This is a genomic window from Protofrankia symbiont of Coriaria myrtifolia (assembly GCF_900634755.1).
Classification (GTDB): domain Bacteria; phylum Actinomycetota; class Actinomycetes; order Frankiales; family Frankiaceae; genus Protofrankia; species Protofrankia coriariae.
The window spans coordinates 1-2,276 of the sequence record NZ_CAAAFS010000057.1; the positions used below are offsets into that span (position 1 = coordinate 1).

1 protein-coding gene, 1 pseudogene and 2 riboswitches are annotated in these 2,276 nt (G+C 71.6%); the gene and the pseudogene both read left to right on the forward strand.

The genetic code is table 11. The features are described 5' to 3' along the window. Positions 1-1,578 (forward strand): hypothetical protein (locus CM1CMNOD_RS21425; protein ID WP_165490437.1); only part of this gene is annotated, 1,578 nt, incomplete at its 5' end. Between the two features lie 108 nt (positions 1,579-1,686). Beyond that, positions 1,687-1,788: riboswitch (glycine riboswitch) on the forward strand. Continuing rightward, positions 1,789-1,900, forward strand: a riboswitch (glycine riboswitch). It abuts the riboswitch before it with no gap. A 163-nt stretch (positions 1,901-2,063) separates the two neighbouring features. Then, positions 2,064-2,276 (forward strand): annotated as a pseudogene (locus CM1CMNOD_RS22180) (hypothetical protein); the annotation flags it as partial.

Here is a 2,276-nt window from a genome sequence, read left to right on the forward strand (position 1 = left end):
GACGAGCACCAGGCCGTGCGCGAGCAACTGGTCACGTTCATGCGGGCCGGTGATCTCACCTCGGCGCTGGCGGTCGCCGGCCCGCTGGTCTTCGACGGTGACGAGGCCGCCATCGCCGATCTGCGGCGGCGGGTCGGCGGTGGCACCAGCATCGATCTGGGGCCGGCGCTGACCGGGCTGCCCGAGTCCCCCGGCACCATGGCGGTGCACGCCGTTCACGATCTCGGCTCGTCGGGGGTGCTGCTCGCCGCGGGTGGGCTCGCCGGCCTGATGCTGGTGGTGTTCGCCACCGGGTTCGTCGTGATCGTCAGGCACGGTGGGTCGGGGTTCCGCCTGGTGCTGGCGGGGCTGGTCGCGGCCGGGGCGGCCGGGCTCGCCGCCGGGGGCGTGCTGATGACGCTGGTCGGCGATCCGCTCGCGGCGTTGACCGGCCCGTCCTCGTCGCTGCCGGTGAGCGTGCGGGCGATGGTCGGTGACATCTCCTCGGCGTTGGTCGACCAGGTCCGCGACAACTGGTTCGGGTTCGCGGCGATGCCGCTGGTGGCCGCCGCCGGTGTCACGGTGGTCGCGGCCGCGGCGCGGATGCTGGTGGTCCGGGCGCATGCCCGTCGGCGGCGCTGGGGGACGCTGGCGATCACCTCGACGACGATCGTCGTCCTGCTGTGGATTGCGATGCCGCTGCCGGTCACCCCGGCCGCCAGGTACTGCAACGGCTCCGAGCTGCTCTGCGACCGCCGCTACACCGACGTCGTGTACCCGGCGACGCACAACGCGATGGCGGCCAGCGACGCGCGCTTCCTGGGCGCGGCCCAGGATCCGGACCTGATCGGCCAGCTGAACGCGGGTATCCGGGCGCTGCTCATCGACGTCCATCACTGGACGCCGCCGCAGGACGTCGAGGCCTTCCTGCGCGGCCTGCCGCCGGACCAGCGGGCCACCCTCGAGCCGTTCACCCGGGGCGCCCGCTCCAGTCGTCCCGGGCTGTGGCTGTGCCACAACATCTGCCAGCTCGGCGCGCTCAGCCTGGAGACCGAGCTGACCCGGCTGCGGGCCTGGCTCGACGCGAACCCGACCGAGGTGGTGACCCTGATCGTCCAGGACGAGGCGCCCGCGTCCGAGGTGACAGGGGCCTTCACCCGGGCCGGGCTCGGGCGTTACACGCTCACACCCCCCAGGGACGCGGATGGTGACTGGCCGTCACTGGGTTCGATGGTCGAGCGGAACCGCAGACTGGTGGTGCTCGCGGAGAACGCCGACGTCCCGGGCACCTTCTACCGGCGGTTCTTCCGATACGCGGCCGACACGGCCCTGGACGTCTCCTCGCCCGACGGCTTCGACTGCCGGCCTGGCCGCGGGCCGGGCCGGCCCGCGGCGATACTGATCAACCACTGGATCACCCGGACGGCGAGCAGTCGCGCGGACGCGGCCGTGATCAACCGCCGGGAGTCCCTGCTCAGGCAGGTCGAGGCCTGCCAGCGGGCGCAGGGCCGGCTGCCGACGTTCATCGCGGTGGACTTCGCGACCATCGGTGACCTCGTTCCGACCGTCGCCGAGCTCAACCACCTTCAGGACCGGTAGTGTAACTATCGGTGATGGTCGTCGCGGTGCGGCGCCGTCAAGGGTTGGCGGCTGGCGACCGTCGACCATAGGATTCAATCCAGACGGACAACTGAACATCGATGCCGCTCACGCCCGCGCGGGAGAGTCCACGGCAGCTTGCGGTCCGTGGCGCCGAAGGAGCAAGACCTCCCCTATACACTCTCAGGCCGGAGAAACCGCCGGGTCAGGCAACTCTGGAAAGCGGACGTTCCGTGACGTCCCGCCGACGGTGAAAGCCCACGCATATCGGTCGCGGGTCGATATGCCGGGTGAAGCTCTCAGGCATACGTACAGAGGGGGAGGTCAGTCGCGGCCGGCGCGCTGCCGGGTCGCCCGATCTCTGGAGCGCATCGACCGTGCACGTACCCGTTTCGTCCTCTTCTGGCGCAATATCCTCTTCAGGATCCTCATCGGGTGACACAGATGGTTCTGCTGGTACCAGCCGTGAGAACGGCAGCGGTGGCGTGAATGGCACTGGCGGCGTCGGCCGCGGCGGTGGCGCCAATCGTAACGGCGGTGCGAACGGCGCTGGTGGGAGGTCCGCCACCCGCCAGTCGGTGACCGTGCCGGCATCGCAGCCCGCCCAGACGCCGCAGCCCACCCGGACACAGCCCCGGCGGGCCGAGCTCACACCGGCCCGCCCGCGCACGGGGGCCGCCGCCGCGCCCGCGCCGGCC